Source organism: Clostridium magnum DSM 2767 (assembly GCF_001623875.1).
In the GTDB taxonomy this organism is placed as follows: Bacteria; Bacillota; Clostridia; order Clostridiales; family Clostridiaceae; genus Clostridium_AM; species Clostridium_AM magnum.
Map to the genome: position 1 here is coordinate 117294 of NZ_LWAE01000006.1, position 18354 is coordinate 135647.

The following is an 18354-nucleotide window of genomic DNA, read 5'->3' on the forward strand; positions in this document are numbered from 1 at the left end:
TTTTACATTAAATATGTATTACTTTAGTTATAGGTTATTTAACCTGTTAAGATAATTAATTTGAAAGTTATGGATAAATTATTGAAAACTAAGATTAAGACCCTTTATATGCAAAGAATAAAAGCCCCTTTAGTGGAAAAACTAATGTCAGAAAGGGGAGAGAAAAAATGACTGATAGAGTACACCATAAGGCAAGCAATAGAGAAAATAAGAGAAATGATGTAAATAGACCATCAGGTAATAGAAAAAATAGAAAAAATCCTCCAGAGTATGAAAATTTTAATGGACAGCCAATTCAATAAGAAGGTAAAAAGGTTAATTGTTTAAAGGAGTGTAATTATGAGTAAAGGTAAAAAATCAGAAATAAATAGCCAAGAAGTAAATGTAGGTGCAAAAAGAACTCAGAGTAGTAATTCTCAGGAGAAAGATGAAAAAAAGAAAAGGAAGGGTTAGCTATGACGAATAAAGTTGAAGGAACAGATTTACAACATGACATGAGAAAGAGAAATAATAAACCTGGAAGTAAATTTAATGGATTAGACGGTGGGAAAGTAATAAGAGAAGGAAAGCAGATTGTAAAGACACAAGATTAGCATAATAATGTTTACTTTAAGTTCTGAATAGGCTTATAATTATTAGGTATATAAAACAAAATCCACAGTTGCTGCCTGTGGATTTTGTTTTAAGATCTCTGAAAGAAAATATCCGTGGCATCTTTCATTAACTATTTTTTAAAGGTGCTCAAATATTAATTAAGGTGATGCTTACTATGAAAAAGTTAGATAGAGAATTCTATAATAGAGATACTGTACTTGTTGCAAAAGAGCTTTTAGGAAAGATCATAGTTCATGAAATTAGTGGACAAAAGTTATCGGCAAGAATTGTTGAAACAGAAGCTTATATGGGAGTTACGGACAAGGCTGCTCACTCATATGGCGGCAGGAGAACACCTAGAGTAGAGGTTATGTATGGAAAGCCAGGATTTTCATATGTTTTTATTATATATGGCATGTATTATTGCTTTAATACCGTCACTAGGGAGGAAGGAACTCCTCAAGCAGTTCTGATTAGAGCTGTAGAACCAATAGACGGAGTAAACTCAATGGCTCAAAATAGATTTAAAAAGCCATATGATCAGTTAAGCAAAAGCCAAATAAAAAACTTAACTAATGGACCTGGCAAGTTGTGTGGAGCTCTACTAATTGATAAGACACAAAATGGAGAAGATTTATGTGGTAATAAGCTATATATAGAAGAGGGAGGCAATGAAGAATTTAATATAATATCTGCAAAGCGGGTAGGCATCGATTATGCAGAGGAAGCAAAGGATTATCCCTGGAGATTCTATATTGAAGGCAATAAATGTGTATCAGTAAAATGAAGTATTGATAGTGGATGGGGTAAAATGAATTACGTATATATTTTAAAATGTAGTGATGGAACTTTATATACCGGGTATACCAATAATTTGAAAAAAAGGTTAGAGGTTCACAATAGGGGGAAGGGTGCTAAATATACAAGATGTAGATTGCCTGTAGAGTTAGTGTATTTTGAAGAGTATTCTACAAAAAGCGAGGCTACAAAAAGAGAGTATGCTATAAAACAACTTACAAGAGAAAGTAAAATAAAATTAACGGAAAATAATACTAATATATAACTCCATGGTCTCTAAGGCTATGGAGTTTAAAGGTTTTGAGCTGCTTTTTATATTTTGTATAAAAATTTCCATTAATTTTTCACAATTAGTCAATTAAATACATATTATACATTAAAGCAATATTAGGAGTGGGGCTTATTGTTATATGCACTAATTCTTGCAGGTGGAAAAGGAACAAGACTTTATCCTCTTTCCAGATCTAAAAATCCAAAGCAATTTATAAAAATTGTAAACAATAAGAGCTTTCTAAGGAATACAGTAGATAGAATTAAGCCTTTAGTAGACACAGAAAATATTTATGTGGTTACTAATGAGGAATATATAGATAAAGTTTATGAGGAATTACCAGATATAGATAAAATAAATATATTTGCAGAACCGGCTAATAAGGAAACTGCCACATGCATTGGTCTTTCTGCAGTTAAATTATTAAAAAAGGATCCTAGTGCAACTATGATAATTTTGCCATCAGATCATTATATAGAAAATCAAAAATTGTTTATAGATACAATAACTCAAGCAAAAGAGATTGCAGAAAAAAGACGAGGGCTTGTAACTATAGGCGTATCACCCACAAGACCAGAAACTGGATATGGATATATAGAAATGGGAGAGAGGGTAAATGGGGATATTGCTAGTTTTAAAGTTGAGCGATTTCTAGAAAAGCCTAATATAGAAGTAGCAAAGGACTTATTATTAAAGGGAACCTATCTTTGGAACAGTGGTATGTTTGTATGGAGAGCAGATGCATACTTAAGGGAAATGCAGAAGTATCTTCCTAAGATGTATAAGAATATGATGACTATATATCAAAATCTAGATACTAATCAAGAAGAACAGACAATAAAAAATGAATACGAACTAATAGATGGAATATCTGTAGATTTTGGTATTATGCAAAAAACTAGAAAAGCTTATGTAGTAAAATGTGAATTTTTATGGGATGATATAGGTACCTTTACGGCATTAGGAAGATTTTTAAAGGATTCTGCAGGGAATAATGTAACAGGTAATGTGTTTTTAGAGTCTAGTGAAAGATGTACTATATTTGGAGAAAATAAACTTATCATTGCTTTTGGAGTTAAAGATTTAATAATAGTAGAATCAGGAGATGTAATACTAGTTTTAGACAAAAATAAGGATCAAGAAATAAAGTATCTTGTAGATCTGCTAAAGAATAGAGGAAATATGGATAAATATTTATAGTTATATAAAGTTTCAATCAGATGGGGTTTGTTTATGATCACATCTGATTTTTCCATTTTTAGGTATCTGCAAAAATTTATAAATCTTTAATTTAAATAATATGATAATATATGATAAAATGTAGAGGAGATTAATGTAAATATAGGGTGAAATCGCAGAAATTAATAATATAATAATAAATTATAGGAGATAAATTTTATGAAAGTACTTTATTATGATTGTTTTTCAGGTATAAGTGGAGATATGAATTTAGGAGCTTTAGTAGATATAGGGGTGGATAAGGAATATTTAATAAGTGAACTTTTAAAATTAAATATTTCTGGATATAAATTAAGTATAAAAAGAGATGTGAAAAATGGCATTAGCGGTACTAAGGTTGATGTGATTTTAGAAAATGATCATAGTCATGATGAAGATCATAACCATGGAGAAGATCTTCACAGCCATAAACATAATGACCATCATCATGAACATAGAAATTTAAAGGATATAGAAAATATAATACAATCTAGCAGTTTAAATGAAAATATAAAAAGCATAAGCTTAAAAATATTTAAAAAGGTTGCTGAAGCAGAAGCAAAAGTTCATAATAAAAGCATAGAAGAAGTTCATTTTCATGAAGTAGGTGCAGTTGATTCTATAGTTGATATTGTGGGTGCTGCTATTTGTCTTGATTATTTAAAGGTGGACAAAATGAGGTCTTCTACCATAGAAGTAGGATTAGGATTTGTTAAGTGTGCTCATGGGTTATTACCAATTCCTGCACCAGCTACAGCAGAAATATTAAAAGATACACCTATAAAGGCGAGTATACCTTTTGAAGCAACAACACCAACTGGTGCAGCTATTTTAGCCTATGCAGTTGATGAATTTACTGATAGCAAGAATTTTAGTATAAAAAGAATTGGATATGGAATAGGTACAAAAGATAATAAAGATGTTCCAAATATTTTGAGGGTATTCATTGGAGAAGAGAACTTAATGGATGGATCTAAGGGTGAGTGTAAAGATACAGACTTTCTTCAGGATGAAGTTGAAGTTATGGAATGCAATATAGATGACATGAACCCAGAGATGTATGAGTATATTATGGAGCAACTTTTTGCAAATGGAGCATTAGATGTTTACATGACACCTATAATAATGAAGAAAGAAAGACCAGGTGTTAAGTTAAATGTATTATACACATCTGATAACGAGAAGATAATTAGGGAAATAGTTTTGATGCAGACTACCACATTAGGATTTAGAAAATATAAAGCTCAAAGGAATATGCTGAAAAGGGAGTTTTCTAAAGTTAAAACTAAATATGGTGAAATAACTGTGAAAAATGCTTATTATAATGGCAAGATAATAAAATCTAAACCCGAATATGAAGAGTGCAAAAGAATTGCATTAGATAACAATATCAATATAAATGAAGTTTATAAAGAAGTGGTATCCCTAATTTAGTCGTATGAAGTAAAAACTTAAATTACATGGGGGTTATGCAAATGATTAATGATAAAAAATATGAGAGTTTAATAAAAAGCTTAAAAGACTTAGGCAGTGTAGTTATAGCTTTTTCCGGTGGCGTAGATAGTACTTTTTTAATGAGGGCTGCTAAAGAAGCGCTTGAAGATAAGGTGCTAGCGGTTACTATAGTTTCTCCATATATTCCTAAGTGGGAGATAGAAGAGGCTAAGGAAATAGTAAAAGAACTTAATGTAAAACACCAGTTGATAGAAGTACCAGTTATTTTAGATGATATAAAATATAATCCAGATGATAGGTGCTATTTATGTAAGAACTTTGTTTTTAGCAAGATTATAGAATTACAAAAAGAAAAAGGTTTCCAATGTGTAATAGATGGAACTAACTTAGATGATACTAAAGATTATAGACCTGGAATGAGGGCACTTAAAGAATTAAAAGTAGTCAGTCCTCTTTTAGAAAATAACATAACGAAGGATGATATTAGAAGATTTTCAAAGGAATTAGGATTAAGTACTTGGGATAAGCCAGCTTATGCTTGTTTACTTTCAAGAATTCCATATAATCAGGAAATAAAATTTGAAGAATTAAGAAAAATTGAAAACTCAGAAATACATTTAATGAAACTTGGATTTAAAGGCGTTAGAGTAAGAAGTCATGGTGATTTAGCTAGAATTGAGGTTCAAAGACAGGATAGAAAAAGAATTTGCGATGAAAAATTAATGGATAAAATATGTGAAAAATTTAAAGAATTAGGGTTTAAATATGTGACTTTAGATTTACAAGGCTACAAGATGGGGAGTCTTAACAAAAATAATTAGATCTAGAGGTTTACTTAAGAAAAGGGTGAAATTATGAATTTAGATGAAGCAAGGAATTTATTAGAATGTATAAAAAGTGGTTCTATAAGTATAGATGATGGAATTAAGCAACTACAAGATCTTCCTTTTAAAGATTTAGGTTATGCAAAGATTGACAACCACAGAGAACTAAGAGTTGGTTATCCGGAAGTCATATACTGTGCAGGAAAAACTCCTGAGCAAATAAGTGGAATAGTCCAATTTATGATTACAAAAGGAAACAATATACTTGGTACAAGAGCTTCAGAAGAGGCCTATAATGCGGTAAAAGATATATGTCCCAAAGCAGAGTATAACAAGATTGCAAAAGTTATAACTATAAAAAACAAAGAGATGGAAGTTTCAAAATCATATATAGCTATAGTTACAGCAGGAACCTCTGATATACCGGTAGCAGAAGAAGCAGCCCAAACAGCTGAAATTTTCGGTAATAAGGTGGAAAGAATATATGATGTAGGAGTAGCTGGAATACATAGATTATTTGATAAATTAAACTTGATAAGGGATGCAAAGGTAGTTATTGTGGTAGCGGGCATGGAAGGAGCATTGGCAAGCGTTATTGGAGGATTAGTAGATAAACCAGTAATCGGAGTACCTACTAGTGTAGGATATGGTGCAAGTTTTGGAGGAGTATCTGCATTACTTACTATGCTTAATAGTTGTGCAAGTGGAGTAAGTGTGGTAAATATAGATAATGGATTTGGAGCAGGATACACTGCTAGTATGATAAATAAACTTCAAGTTTAGAATCCTATGATAGGAGAGGTTCTATGAGAAAAAACGTGAGAATTTTATCATTGTTTATTTGTATAGCTATATTAGTATCGGTAGTTGCTTGCAACAGTGAGAAAAAGGTAGAAAACAAAGACAACTTAAAGGGCAAAATTGTAGTTCTAACAGACAAAAAACATGAAGGGCAGTTGAAATTAGCGGCAGATAACTTTAAGAAACTGCATCCAAAGGCAGAGATAGACTTAAGAGTTGAAAATATCTTATATGATAAGCTTAAGGATGACTTGAATGCTAAGGAAAATCCCATAGATGTTGTAAATTGTGATAACGAGCATATTCAATACTTAATAAATAAGTTACCAAATAGTTTTTTAGATGTAACAGAGGATGTAGGTGCCTATAAAGATAAACTAGCTAAAAGCAAAATCGACAATTTAACTTTTAATAGCAAAATATATGGATTCCCGTGGAATACTTCCCCTAAAGTTATTTTATATAGAAGTGATATACTTTTAAAGGAAGGGATTAATCCAGATGACATCAAAACGTGGAGTGATTATATATACGTTGGTAAAAAAGTAAGTAATGATACGGGAAAAAGGTTTATGGCCAATAGTAATGATATTAATAGTAATATTTACTTGCTTTTAGCAAATGAACTAGGTACATCATACTTAAATAAAGATGGAAAATTGAATTTTAACTCTAAAGAGTGGAATTTAACCTTACAAGTAGCAAAATCTTTATATACGGAAGGCATACTCTATGAACTAAGTTCAAAAGAGGCTGTTATAGAAGCTGCAAAGAGAGATGAGATAGTTTCTTTTGTGGCAGATCCATCTTATGCAAGTAGCTTAATGGAAAGTTCACCTGAATATAAGGGGAAATGGGCAGTTATGAAACTTCCAGCCTTTGAATCAGGAGGAAATAGAGACATATCCTTAGGAGGCTCAAGCTTAATGATAAATAAAGCATCTGAAAATACAAATCTAGCAAAAGAATTTATAAAATTTTCTATAACAGATGATAAGACGCAAATGGGTAATATGAATAAATACGGACTATTTCCAGTAAACATAGACCAATATAATCTTGTTGAATTTAACAAATCTATAGATTATTTTAATAGTAGGATATGGTACTTGTTTGGAGATGTTGAAAAAGGAGCTCCTATAGTAAATTATACGCTGGATTTTTCAACTATTGGAGAAGTAGTAGAAAATAATTTATCTAAAGATAACTTAGCTAGTAAGGAAATACCAGTACTGTTAGAGTTGCTTCAAAAGGAAAGTGAAAGTAGAATTGTGAAAAAGTAGAAATTGTTATATGCTAGAGGTATATCAATTTAAGGATATCTGCGTATAAAATAGCATATAATAAAAAAAACCCCTGAAACGTTTACAATTGACCTGTTTTAGTGTATAATCGTAAATAGGGGATTAATCATAGGGATTTTTTTATAAAAAATGTAAAACCTCCTGACTGGATCGGAAAATAGTCAGGAGGCCTTTTTTATTATTCATTTAGTATTTTCTTGTAGGCTTCAATTGTTTTTTCTGAAGTTTTCTCCCAAGAAAAATCAGAAGCTCTTCTTAAAGCTTTAGAAGTCAACTCATCTCTTATTCCTTTATCATTTAATAATGCTTCAAGTGAATACATAAGGTTTTTCATATTAAAAGGATCTATGAGGATACCGCCATCACCTACTACTTCTGGTATTGAGGAAATATTAGAAGCAATTACAGGAGTTCCACAACTCATAGCTTCTAAAGGAGGAAGTCCAAAACCCTCATATAATGAAGGGTATGCAAAGACTTTACAAGCGTTATAGAATATTGGTAATAGATCTTCTGGTACAAAACCAGTAAACTTTATATTAGATACTATATTCAAATCAGAGCCTAGTTGTTTCAAAACATTACCATCATCTTTATTAGCTCCAACTATTACTAGATCATGTTCCTGATCTAAGTTTTTAAATATCTTCGAAAATGCCACCATTAGAGAAGATACATTTTTTCTTGGACTAAATCCACCTATATATAGTATGAAAGGTTTGTCTATATCATAATCCTTTCTTAAAGTTTCTTGACATTCATCTTTATTTAATGGCTTGTATTTACTATCAGCAGCTAGAGGTGTAACAAAAACCTTATCTTCATCAATAGAAAAAAATTTTAAAATATCTCTTTTAGAACATTCAGATACTGTTATGATACCATCACAAAGTTCCACTATTCTAGGCATTTCTTTTAGAAATTTAGAGAGATAACCTCGGCCTACAGTCTCAGGTAAGATATATGGTATTAAATCGTGGACAGTCACAACTTTTTTGCAGGTAATATTATCACAAATTCCTATACCGTTTTGAGGTATATGATATATATCTACTTTTTCTTTTTCTAAGTTCTTTGGAAAGTAATGCTGCTCAAAAAATCTATGATGTTTTTTGGAAGCTATTACTATTTTTGTATTATCATTTTCAAATCTTTTATAATCTTCTCCAGACCAATAAATTTGGTAAAAATTTTCTTTATGAGTTTCAATCATATATTTTAGGATTTTATCTGTATAGGTTCCTATACCAGTACCTTTATACCAGTTAACTCCTCGTGCATCAATAGCAATCTTCATATAATTATCTACCTCCACATTAACATAACCACAACCCAAATCCTAAGAGAAAGGTGAACTCTACTATATATTATTAATATTACGCTAAAAATGTGTCATTTAGCACATACATATAAATTAATTCATATACTACATATATAGTAATTTATTGGAGGAGTAACCTTGGATATACTCGAAGTGCGAAAAGCAGTTCAGGATGCTTATGGACTTAAGGTTAACTTTATAGAAAAGATAAAGAATGTATATAAAATTTATACTTTAGATAATCAATTTTGCTTAAAGACGATTAGATATAATATTAAACAGTTTTTATTTATTATATCAGCTATAGAGCATCTTCAAAATAATGGATTCAAAAATATACCAGAAATGATAAAAACTCAAGAAGGTATGGGGTATATAAATATAGGGGGAACTTATGCATATCTAACTAAATGGCTTACCTGTAGAGAATGTAGTTATGACAATCCTGTAGATATATTAATAGCCTCATCAAAATTAGCAGAACTTCATAAGAAAAGTAGGGGGTTTAAAGTAAATGAAACAATGCAACCAAGGGTAGGATGGCTTAAATGGATTGAAACATTTAACACAAGAAAAGATGAAATATTAGACTTTAAAAAAAGAATATATATAAAGAAAAATAGAACTGAGTTTGACAATACTTATTTAAGTATGATGAAACAGGAATTAGTTAGAGCTGAAACGTCAATACAAAACTTAATTAAAAGTCCATATTTAGATGTTATGAATAAAGAAATAATAAATAGGGGCTTTTGTCATCATGACTACGCTAATCATAATGTCTTAATAGATTCAGATGGAGAAGTAAATATTATAGACTTTGATTATTGTATGTTAGATACTCACTTACATGATTTAGCTAGCTTGCTTATTAGAAGAATGAAAAATGGAAAGTGGAGTATCAGTAATGCACTATTTATTATTCAGGCCTATAGTGTAATAAATGAGTTAAAAAAAGAAGAAATACCTATAATGGCTGCATTTATGGAATTTCCTCAAGATTATTGGCAGGTTGGAATACAGTATTATTGGGAGGAACAGCCTTGGAGTGAAGAATTTTTTGTAAAAAAACTAAAAAAGATAGGAAAAGATAGAAAGGAAAAACAAGATTTTGTTTATGAATTTAGATCAATAAAAATATGAAGTAAGACTTGAAGCAAAGTTGGATTACCGCATCTGATTCTTAGTTAACGAATCCAGGAACTTAGTACAGTTTGTGACATATATTGTATGTATGGATAATTGGTGGAAGTCAGTTATCAAAAAATATGAGAAAGGGGTGGCAGTATGGGCCATAAAAAAAATAAGCAGGAAGAAGAAAAGCTAGATTTGAAACTATATGAGGATAAGTTAGAAGTTCTAAAAAGGTCGGTAAAAGAATTGAAAAAAGTAAAAAAGAGAGAAGAGGATATTAGAAAGCTTGAGAAAAAGAAGAAAAAGATATTAAAGGAGATGAAGAACGGACATAAGTAACGATTAATAGGGAGGTTTAGATGTGTATTGCGATAATCTTACTGCATATTTTATAAAGTATTTGGAGAGCAAAGGGATTAAAAAAGTAGATAGCTTTGATGAAGAAATAAAGTATGAAAGTATAACACCTTCTATGATAAAAGAGCAAATTTATATTATTAGTGAGTTTCATAGAAATACATTGGGGTACACTGGAAGAATGAATAAAAGACTAGATAATAATATCGGTAAAACTGTTGAACAATACAAAGTATATATAAAAAAGTTAAATAGAGATTTAGAAAAATTGAACGAAAAAGACATTCATAATAAATTTGAAAAAGTTTTACTAGAAAAAGGAGATTTATATTTAATAAGAGCAAAACATTGTATTGAGAGTATATACAACAATAATTATATAAGTTTAATAATGAGAAGTATGAAAAAAGTAGAAATGTGCCTTGGCAACACCTATTTCAATAACTTGAGAAAAAATGAAAGTATAGAAATTAAGAGCATAGATGGTTGTTGTTACAACATGTTTGAAATGGATATTATATACCTACTAAGTAAAATAAAGAAAAAGGGTATGAGTGTAGATTTTGATAGTTTGATAAGAGAGTTTTGCCAAGTTGAGTCTTTAGATGATAACAGTATAGGCTTTATAAGAGCAGTAATATCTTATCCCTATGAATTTATTAGATGTTGTAATAGGTATAGGGAAAAAAGTAAAGAGTGGACTGAGGATGAATATGTTTCAAAATTAGAAAAAGCAATGAATTTAGATGGTGAAAGCTTAATTTAAGGAGGTGTAAAGATGTTACCAAGGTATAGCGAGAGAAGACATTTAACTCAATATGACCTTTGTGTTGAATTATTCGATAGATTTGATTTAATTGTATATGATGTAGTACCTCTTAGAGGTGTTTTTATGGCCTCTACCAATAAAGGGGAGAAAATATTAAAGAAGGTGGAATATACTAAGGAAGAACTAAAGTTTATATATAATATTTTAAGTTATATTAGGAACAAGTTTGCTAGGGTGGTTGATTTCGTTAAAGCCAAGACTGGAGAAATATATACAATTTGGGATGGAAACATGTATTGTATTATGGATGTGGTACAAGGTAAGGAATGTAATTTCAGTAATCCCATTGATTTGAATGCTGCATCAAAAGGTATTGGTGAACTTCATTGTGCTTCTGAGGGATTTAAGACTAATATATATATGAAATATAATAATGGCAAACTAATAGATACTTTTAAACGAAGAGTCCAGGAAATGGATTTTTTTAAGAATATAGCTAGTATTCATACTAATAAAACAGAGTTTGATGAAATATTTTTAAAAAATGTAGACTATTACATTCAAGAAATTAAAAAAAGCACAGATATGCTTGAGAAGTCGTATTACTATAAGCTTTGCAGTGAAGAAGATAAAATTACAATTTGTCACCATGATTTAGCGCATCACAACATATTGATAAATAATGAAGAAGCTTACTTCATAGACTTTGATTATGCTATTATAGATCTAAAAGTACATGATTTGTGCAACTTCATAAATAAAGTAGAAAAGAACTTTGCTTTTGATATAGAAAAGGCTAATATTATACTAGAAAGCTATTGTGATAAGAATACTTTGAATAAAAGAGAACTAGAAGTGCTATATGCAATGTTAATTTTTCCAGAAGATTTTTATTCAATATCAAAGGATTATTATACGAAGAGAAAAGAGTGGGATGAAGCAATTTTCCTAGATAGATTAAGAAGAAAATCTGGTTATAAGGAAGACAGAGAGGAATTTTTAAGTAATTTTAGGACGAAAATAATCTAAGTAGTAACAAAAACACTGCCGTAATTAAATTGTGGCAGTGTTTTATGTAAGTAGAATTACCTTAAGTTTGTGAATTGCAAATCTATACCAAAGTCCTTTGCTTTAAGTGATTGGATAACCTTTTGCAGATCGTCAATTTTTGAACCAGATATTCGGACTTTATCATCCATAATTTGTGCTTGAACTTTAAGCTTTAGTTCTTTTATATGGGATGTAACTTCCTTAGCTTTTTCTTTGCTTAAACCTTTTTGAATTTCAATAGTTTGTTTTAAAGTTCCGCCGGAGGCACCCTCTATTTTGCCTGAGTCAAGACATTTTGGGGACAAACCTCTCTTAATCATTTTTCCTTTTAAAATTTCTAGCATGGCATTAATTTTGTAGTCGTCTTCAGCAGTAAGTTTAAGAGAATCCTTTTCAAGTTGAATTTGAGCTTTACTTCCTTTAAAGTCATAACGTTGGCTTATTTCCTTCATCGCCTGGTTAACTGAGTTATCCATCTCCTGCATTTCAACTTCTGATACAATATCAAAAGAGCTATCTTTCGCCATATTAAATACCACCTTTCATAAATTCCTAACTGATATTATACATTAAATAATATAAAGTAGTAAATACATGGGAACAAATCTATATGAATAATATCCAATTGTCACCAATTATAAATTAACTTATTAAAAGCTAATCTATAATTGGTATATATCAACTTTTAATTATTTTACTGTATGCAGAGATTGTTTCACTTGCAGTTTTATCCCAACTTAAGTTGGATGCTTTAGAAAGACCTAATGAAATTAAATTTTTTCTAAGATCCTCATCTGATAAGACTCTCAACATGGAATCACATAAATTGTCTATATCTCTTGGGTTTATAAGAAGCCCACCGTCACCAACAACTTCTGGTACAGAAGTAACATTTGAAGCTATAACAGGTACGCCACAGGCCATAGCTTCAATTGGTGGAAGTCCAAAACCTTCATAAAAAGAAGGATAAACAAATAAGTTAGAAGCATTGTAAATAAAAGGAAGATGTTCTATTGAAACAAAGCCAGGAAATAATACCTTGTCTGAAATGTGAAGTTCTTCAGCTCGTTTTTTATATATATCATATGATTTACCCTTTTGTCCGGCAACTACAAGTTTGATATCTTTTTTATAAACAGATAATAGTTTGCTAAAGCTTTCTATAAGTCCAACAATATTTTTTCTAGGACTAAAACCACCGACATATAATATAAAGTCACTGTCTATGGAATAATATTTCTTAGCGATATACCTGCTTATTCTTTTATCCAAAGGCTTATATATATCTTCACCTGCAAGATGAGTAACATATACCTTATCTTCAGGAAAATTAAAGGTTTCAATTATATCTTTTTTTGAATAATTAGAAACAGTAATAATTCCATCACAATGTGATATGATTTTAGGAATATGATCAGAGAAAATTTTCAGATATCTATCGCTTACTGTTTCTGGCATCTTATATGGAATTACATCATGGAGCGTTATAACAAAACGACACTTTTTATCGGTAGGAAGACCAACTCCATTTTGAGGAACATGATAAAGTTCTATGTTTTTATCTTTTAATATATTAGGGATATTTACCTCATCCCAAAAATTAGCCTCACTACCTTCAGTAATACTATTTAAATGAAAATTTTCTTTTAAAGACATATCATACTTAGAATTTTCAGGCATAAAAAGTAGGTATTTATTTATATTGTCGATTCTATTTAAACAATTAATTAATTGATAAGTGTAAGTACCTATGCCTGTTCCCCTATACCATTTTGCTGCACGTCCGTCGATTCCTATTTTCATAAGATTATTCCTTTCGAATTTGTTATATATTATTATATTAAAGTTAATCTAAAAGTGTTAATAATCTTCTAAATTTAATGATGTATTCATATAAATTATATAGGGGTGATTAACATGATGAGAGAATTTGAAATAGAAAGACAATTCGGCATAAAGATTGAAAACATAAAACCAAATAAAGGAGTATATCTTTTAAAAACAGATCAAGGAACGAAATGTTTAAAGAAAATAAATTATGGTACACAAAAGCTCTTATTTGTTTATGGAGCCAAAGAGCATTTGATAAAAAGTGGATTTTCAAAGGTAGATAGATATTGTCTTAATGTTGATGGAAGCCCTTATGCTCTTGTAAATGAAGATATTTATACCCTTTCAGAATGGATTGAGGGGAGAGAGTGTGATTTTAGAAGCAAGGATGACTTAATTAAGGCAGCTAAAGGGTTAGCTTATTTGCATATTGCTTCTAAGGGGTATGAACCACCTGAAAATAGCAAGTTAAAAACAGATTTAGGAAGATGGCCAAATCTAATGGAGAAAAGGGTTAGATCCTTTGATAAGATGAGAGATATGATTAGGAAAAAGGGTAATAAAACAAATTTTGATCTAAATTACATGAAGACAATGCAATTTTATAAGGATATAGGAAAAGTAGCTATGGAGGTATTGGCTGATTCTCAGTACGTGGATTTGTGTAGAATTACTGAAGAAGAAAAAGGTTTCTGCCATCATGATTTCACATATCATAATATAATAATTGATACAGAAGACTGCGTTAACGTAATAGATTTTGATTACTGTAAGAGAGAAATAAGAACTTATGATATTTCAGCTTTTATGATCAAGGTATTAAAGAGAGTTGACTGGAATATAGAATATGCTGAGACTATTATTAATTCCTATAATGAGGTTAGTTCGCTAAAGGAAGAGGAATATAGAACCGTATTCGCTTTTCTATTGTTTCCTCAACGTTTTTGGAGACTTGCAAATAGGTATTATTATAATGAAATTAACTGGCCTTCAAACACCTTTAACAATAAATTGGAGGAATTGATTTCTGAACAAGAGAAGTATATTAAATTTATTGAAAGTTTTAAAAAGATATATAATCAAAAGTAAAATAATATTATCTAAGATAAGAATAGGCATATGAGTACTGATTTAATTTATTAGTACTATATGTCTATTTTTAATTTAAATAATTAAGAATGATAAATAAAATGCACAAAATAAAGAAATAAACATATTATGTATATTACCAGATTGAATGTGGAGATGTAGGGTATGAAAATAGGTGATATAGTTGTAAGAAAGTCTTATGGAAAAGATATTACCTTTAAGATTATAGATATTAGAAATACTGATGATGGGTGTATATACGTGCTAAAAGGAATAAATTTAAGAATTGTTGCTGATTCTTTAGAAGAAGATTTAGAAACTGTTTCACAAGATACATTAACAGAAAATGAAAAATTATTTAATAGACAGGTAAACAATTCAATAAGAAATATCTTAATAAATAGAGGAGAATTTCGCAGAGGATACAGACTAGAAAAATTACCAGCAAAAAAAAATGAACTTACATTTGGGAGGCCAGGAAAGATATTGCATATAGATGGAGACCCAGAGTACTTAGATGTATGTTTGAAAGTGTATAAGCAATTAGCGTTAGATGTATTTGGGAAATTTATTCAAGAAAGGAATCATCCAAGAGAGGTGCTTGAATTAGTAAAACAAGTAAAACCAGATATAGTTGTAATTACAGGGCATGACTCTATAACAAAAGGCACAAGGGATTTTACTAATTTGGACAATTATAAAAATTCAAGATATTATGTAGAAACTGTAGCAGCACTCAGAAATTATAAGTCTAACTATGATGACTTAGTAATATTTGCAGGAGCATGTCAATCCTGCTATGAAGCAATATTAGATGCAGGAGCCAATTTTGCAAGCTCGCCAAATAGAATATTAATACACTGCTTAGATCCAGTATTTTTATGTGAGAAGATAGCATATTCAAACATAGGGAAAATAGTATCAATACAGGAGGCCCTTGAAAACAGTATAACTGGTACCAAGGGAATAGGAGGACTACAGACAAGAGGACAATATAGGGAAGGTTTCCCAAAATCACCTTATGTATGAGGTGAAATTTAGATTAAGTACGAATACCATAGAGGTAACTATCTAATAAATTATAATATTTTTTTGATATTTTGAATATGCTATTAATCTTCAGGGTAGAATATATAAGGTAGTGAAAACTGAAAAAAATGTTTTGTTTACAAAAAATTAATATTGACAAAACAAAGTGTTAACTGGTAAAATATAAAGTTTATTTGACATTATATATATTAAGATATATAATATGAAATGTGGAAAGAGGGTGTTTGATGTGGAAAAGGGAAATGTATTGGCTTCAATAAGAAAAAATATTGAGGATCATGTGGGCGATAAAGTAACATTAAGAGCAAATAGTGGTAGGAGAAAAGTATCAGTAAACAGTGGAGTTATAGAAAAGGCTTACCCTAGCATATTTGTGATTAGATTAGAAAGTGACACCCAAAGGAAAGTGACTTATAGCTATTCAGATGTTTTAACTAAGACAGTTCAATTAGTTTTTGCTGTATAAATCGGTGCTAAAATTTAGTACCGATTTTTTAGATTTAACAAAAGAGTTGTTACATAAAAAGAAAGATGGTGGGTTTCCATCTTTCAACTATGGTATAAAAGGGTATTGAGAATTTATGAGAGGTTATATGGTCAACAACCATTTCTAATATTACGTCAAAATTCTGCAAATGTCAATATGAATACATGCTGCACTTGTTGAATTTGCAGGAAAAATGTTGAAAAAATGATGAACGTTGAAATATAGATATTTGTCTATTTACATTATTTATTTTGAAAAAATACGAAAAGTTATCATATTTTTTTGTCAGCGACTATATAAATAAATAGTAGGTTTTTATGGGAGGAGATATAATATGGCTATGGAGCTGATTAAAGAAAATATAGAATGTGAACAACTTCTTCATGAAGATTTTTCTGACACTGTAGTAAAAGCCGAATATGTAATACCAGACACCCATCCAGATGTTAATGAAGTCTTAATGATCGATGCTAAACCAATTATTATAGCTAAAGAAGTTATGCAAGATAAGGTTTTAGTAGAAGGACAAGTAGAGTACACTATACTTTATTTAGCTAGGGAAGAAGAAAATATAGGGGTTCACAGTGTAAATTATGTAGGAAAATTTTCAAATTATGTAGAGATTCCAGGTGCAGAACACAAGATGATATGTGATGCTGATTGTTATGTTGAACATATGGAATGTAATATAGTTAATGAAAGAAAGATAGCAGTTGAAGGAATCGTAAAATTAAAGGCAGAAGTATACAAAAATTATGATTTTGAAGTTATAAAGGATGTAACAGGCTCACAGGATATGCAAATGTTAAAAAGCCCTGCTACAGTAGATAAAATAGTAGGAAACGTTTCTGAAGATTTAGTTGCTAAGAGTCAGATACAAATTCCTATGGATAAGCCACAAATAGGAACTGTACTAAAATGTGATGTTAAAGTTCATAAAAAAGATGTTAGAGTTATGGAAGGAAAGATATCAATAAATGCAAACGTACTTGTTAGCATACTTTATAGAGGAAAGGATATAAGAGACTTAGTTTACGTAGAAGATAATGTAGAAGTTAACAAGGAAGTGGATTTGGAGGGTGTAAATCCCACTATGGATAGTTATACAGATTTTAAAGTTGATACAGTAGGTGTTGACTTTAAAGAGGATGACTTAGGTGAAAATAGAACTCTTGTTGTAGAAGCTTTGATAAAATCAAATTCAAAAGTTATGTACAAGGAAGAAATGGATATTATACAGGATGCATACTCTCCATCGTTGCTTCTACAGATGAATAAAAGGGATTATGAACTAAATGTAATGCATGGTCATGCAACTTGTCAAAGTATAGTTAAATATAATATTGAGATAGACGGAGATAGCCCTAAAATATCCCAAATACTTATGACTTGTGGAAAAGTGTGTATAACGGATAAAAAGTTGGTAGAAGACAAAGTTATTGTAGATGGAGTTTTAAATGTTGATGTGTTGTATAGAACTATTGATGAGGAAAAAAATATATATACAGTGAATGAAGAAATACCATTTAGTTGCACTGTGGAAGTACCTGGATGTAAGATTGACATGCAGTGCATAGGAAAAGCTTGTCTGGAAAATATAGAGGCGTCTATAGAAGCTGATACTATAGCAATAAAAGCTGTAGTTGAAGTTTATACTAGAGTTAACTATGTTACTCATAAAGAGTTTTTGGTAGATATAGTGTCTATAGAAGGAGAATTACCTAAAAAGAAAGCTAGTCTTACTATTTATGCTGTACAGCATGGAGATACGTTATGGAAAATAGCTAAAAAATATGCATCAACTATAGATGATTTAGTCAAACTAAATAATATAGAAGACCCAGATGTTGTGAAGGTTGGACATAAGCTCATTATACCAGGAAGGGCTATAATATAATATAAGATAAGTGGATTCGTATATAAAAATAATAGTTACTTAAAACTTCAGTAATTTTCTACTGAAGTTTTTTGCTGTTATATTTAAGGAAATCTCAATTCAAAG

Annotated in this window: 20 protein-coding genes; 17 read left to right on the forward strand and 3 right to left on the reverse strand. The window is 30.1% G+C overall.

Annotation, left to right across the window (positions count from 1 at the left end):
• Positions 1-167: 167 nt before the first annotated feature.
• From CLMAG_RS34465 to CLMAG_RS21530, 9 genes are all read left to right on the forward strand, one after another.
• A complete protein-coding gene (locus CLMAG_RS34465) occupies positions 168-302 on the forward strand; it encodes a hypothetical protein (RefSeq protein WP_278331310.1) in 135 nt (44 codons plus the stop codon).
• A 153-nt stretch (positions 303-455) separates the two neighbouring features.
• Positions 456-593 (forward strand): hypothetical protein, encoded by a 138-nt coding sequence (locus CLMAG_RS32635; protein ID WP_161487018.1) that lies wholly within the window; start codon positions 456-458, stop codon positions 591-593.
• 176 nt (positions 594-769) lie between these two features.
• Positions 770-1381 (forward strand): DNA-3-methyladenine glycosylase, encoded by a 612-nt coding sequence (locus CLMAG_RS21500; protein ID WP_066627329.1) that lies wholly within the window; start codon positions 770-772, stop codon positions 1379-1381.
• Positions 1382-1405: 24 nt separating this feature from the next.
• Positions 1406-1657, forward strand: coding sequence for a GIY-YIG nuclease family protein (locus CLMAG_RS21505; protein WP_066627330.1), 252 nt, complete (start codon positions 1406-1408; stop codon positions 1655-1657).
• Between the two features lie 138 nt (positions 1658-1795).
• Positions 1796-2863 carry a mannose-1-phosphate guanylyltransferase gene (locus tag CLMAG_RS21510; protein ID WP_066627332.1) on the forward strand — a complete coding sequence of 356 codons (1068 nt, stop codon included), beginning with the start codon at positions 1796-1798 and terminating at the stop codon, positions 2861-2863.
• A 198-nt stretch (positions 2864-3061) separates the two neighbouring features.
• Positions 3062-4315, forward strand: a complete 1254-nt coding sequence (larC, locus tag CLMAG_RS21515) for a nickel pincer cofactor biosynthesis protein LarC (RefSeq protein WP_066627334.1) — start codon at positions 3062-3064, stop codon at positions 4313-4315.
• A gap of 41 nt (positions 4316-4356) precedes the next feature.
• Positions 4357-5157 carry an ATP-dependent sacrificial sulfur transferase LarE gene (larE, locus tag CLMAG_RS21520; RefSeq protein WP_066627337.1) on the forward strand — a complete coding sequence of 267 codons (801 nt, stop codon included), beginning with the start codon at positions 4357-4359 and terminating at the stop codon, positions 5155-5157.
• A gap of 33 nt (positions 5158-5190) precedes the next feature.
• Entirely contained in the window at positions 5191-5943 is a 753-nt protein-coding gene (gene larB / locus CLMAG_RS21525) for a nickel pincer cofactor biosynthesis protein LarB (RefSeq protein ID WP_066627340.1), read from the forward strand.
• Positions 5944-5966: 23 nt separating this feature from the next.
• Positions 5967-7244: an ABC transporter substrate-binding protein gene (locus CLMAG_RS21530; RefSeq protein ID WP_066627343.1), complete on the forward strand. Its 1278-nt coding sequence runs from the start codon at positions 5967-5969 to the stop codon at positions 7242-7244.
• Positions 7245-7443: 199 nt separating this feature from the next.
• On the opposite strand, the gene CLMAG_RS21535 is transcribed toward CLMAG_RS21530, so the two are convergent.
• On the reverse strand, positions 7444-8562 hold the full coding sequence (locus CLMAG_RS21535; RefSeq protein WP_066627344.1) for a glycosyltransferase family 4 protein: 1119 nt from the start codon (positions 8560-8562) through the stop codon (positions 7444-7446).
• A gap of 162 nt (positions 8563-8724) precedes the next feature.
• Between CLMAG_RS21535 and CLMAG_RS21540 the strand changes: the two genes are divergently transcribed.
• From CLMAG_RS21540 to CLMAG_RS21555, 4 genes are all read left to right on the forward strand, one after another.
• On the forward strand, positions 8725-9729 hold the full coding sequence (locus tag CLMAG_RS21540; protein ID WP_066627346.1) for a CotS family spore coat protein: 1005 nt from the start codon (positions 8725-8727) through the stop codon (positions 9727-9729).
• Positions 9730-9873: 144 nt separating this feature from the next.
• A complete protein-coding gene (locus CLMAG_RS21545) occupies positions 9874-10059 on the forward strand; it encodes a hypothetical protein (RefSeq protein ID WP_066627348.1) in 186 nt (61 codons plus the stop codon).
• 22 nt (positions 10060-10081) lie between these two features.
• Positions 10082-10843, forward strand: coding sequence for a spore coat protein (locus CLMAG_RS21550; protein ID WP_066627350.1), 762 nt, complete (start codon positions 10082-10084; stop codon positions 10841-10843).
• A gap of 12 nt (positions 10844-10855) precedes the next feature.
• On the forward strand, positions 10856-11875 hold the full coding sequence (locus CLMAG_RS21555; protein WP_066627352.1) for a CotS family spore coat protein: 1020 nt from the start codon (positions 10856-10858) through the stop codon (positions 11873-11875).
• Positions 11876-11931: 56 nt separating this feature from the next.
• Here the strand turns inward: CLMAG_RS21555 and CLMAG_RS21560 are convergent, their stop codons facing one another.
• Positions 11932-12423 carry a YajQ family cyclic di-GMP-binding protein gene (locus CLMAG_RS21560; RefSeq protein WP_066627354.1) on the reverse strand — a complete coding sequence of 164 codons (492 nt, stop codon included), beginning with the start codon at positions 12421-12423 and terminating at the stop codon, positions 11932-11934.
• A 151-nt stretch (positions 12424-12574) separates the two neighbouring features.
• Positions 12575-13699, reverse strand: a complete 1125-nt coding sequence (locus CLMAG_RS21565) for a glycosyltransferase family 4 protein (RefSeq protein WP_066627356.1) — start codon at positions 13697-13699, stop codon at positions 12575-12577.
• A 114-nt stretch (positions 13700-13813) separates the two neighbouring features.
• Between CLMAG_RS21565 and CLMAG_RS21570 the strand changes: the two genes are divergently transcribed.
• From CLMAG_RS21570 to CLMAG_RS21585, 4 genes are all read left to right on the forward strand, one after another.
• The gene (locus CLMAG_RS21570) at positions 13814-14815 is read left to right on the forward strand and encodes a CotS family spore coat protein (protein ID WP_066627359.1); all 1002 of its coding nucleotides are present in this window, start codon (positions 13814-13816) and stop codon (positions 14813-14815) included.
• A gap of 165 nt (positions 14816-14980) precedes the next feature.
• Complete coding sequence (yabG, locus tag CLMAG_RS21575; RefSeq protein ID WP_066627361.1) at positions 14981-15844, forward strand: sporulation peptidase YabG; 864 nt, start codon at positions 14981-14983, stop codon at positions 15842-15844.
• 250 nt (positions 15845-16094) lie between these two features.
• Complete coding sequence (locus tag CLMAG_RS21580; RefSeq protein ID WP_066627362.1) at positions 16095-16331, forward strand: Veg family protein; 237 nt, start codon at positions 16095-16097, stop codon at positions 16329-16331.
• Between the two features lie 355 nt (positions 16332-16686).
• Entirely contained in the window at positions 16687-18249 is a 1563-nt protein-coding gene (locus tag CLMAG_RS21585; RefSeq protein WP_066627367.1) for a DUF3794 and LysM peptidoglycan-binding domain-containing protein, read from the forward strand.
• Positions 18250-18354 lie beyond the last annotated feature (105 nt).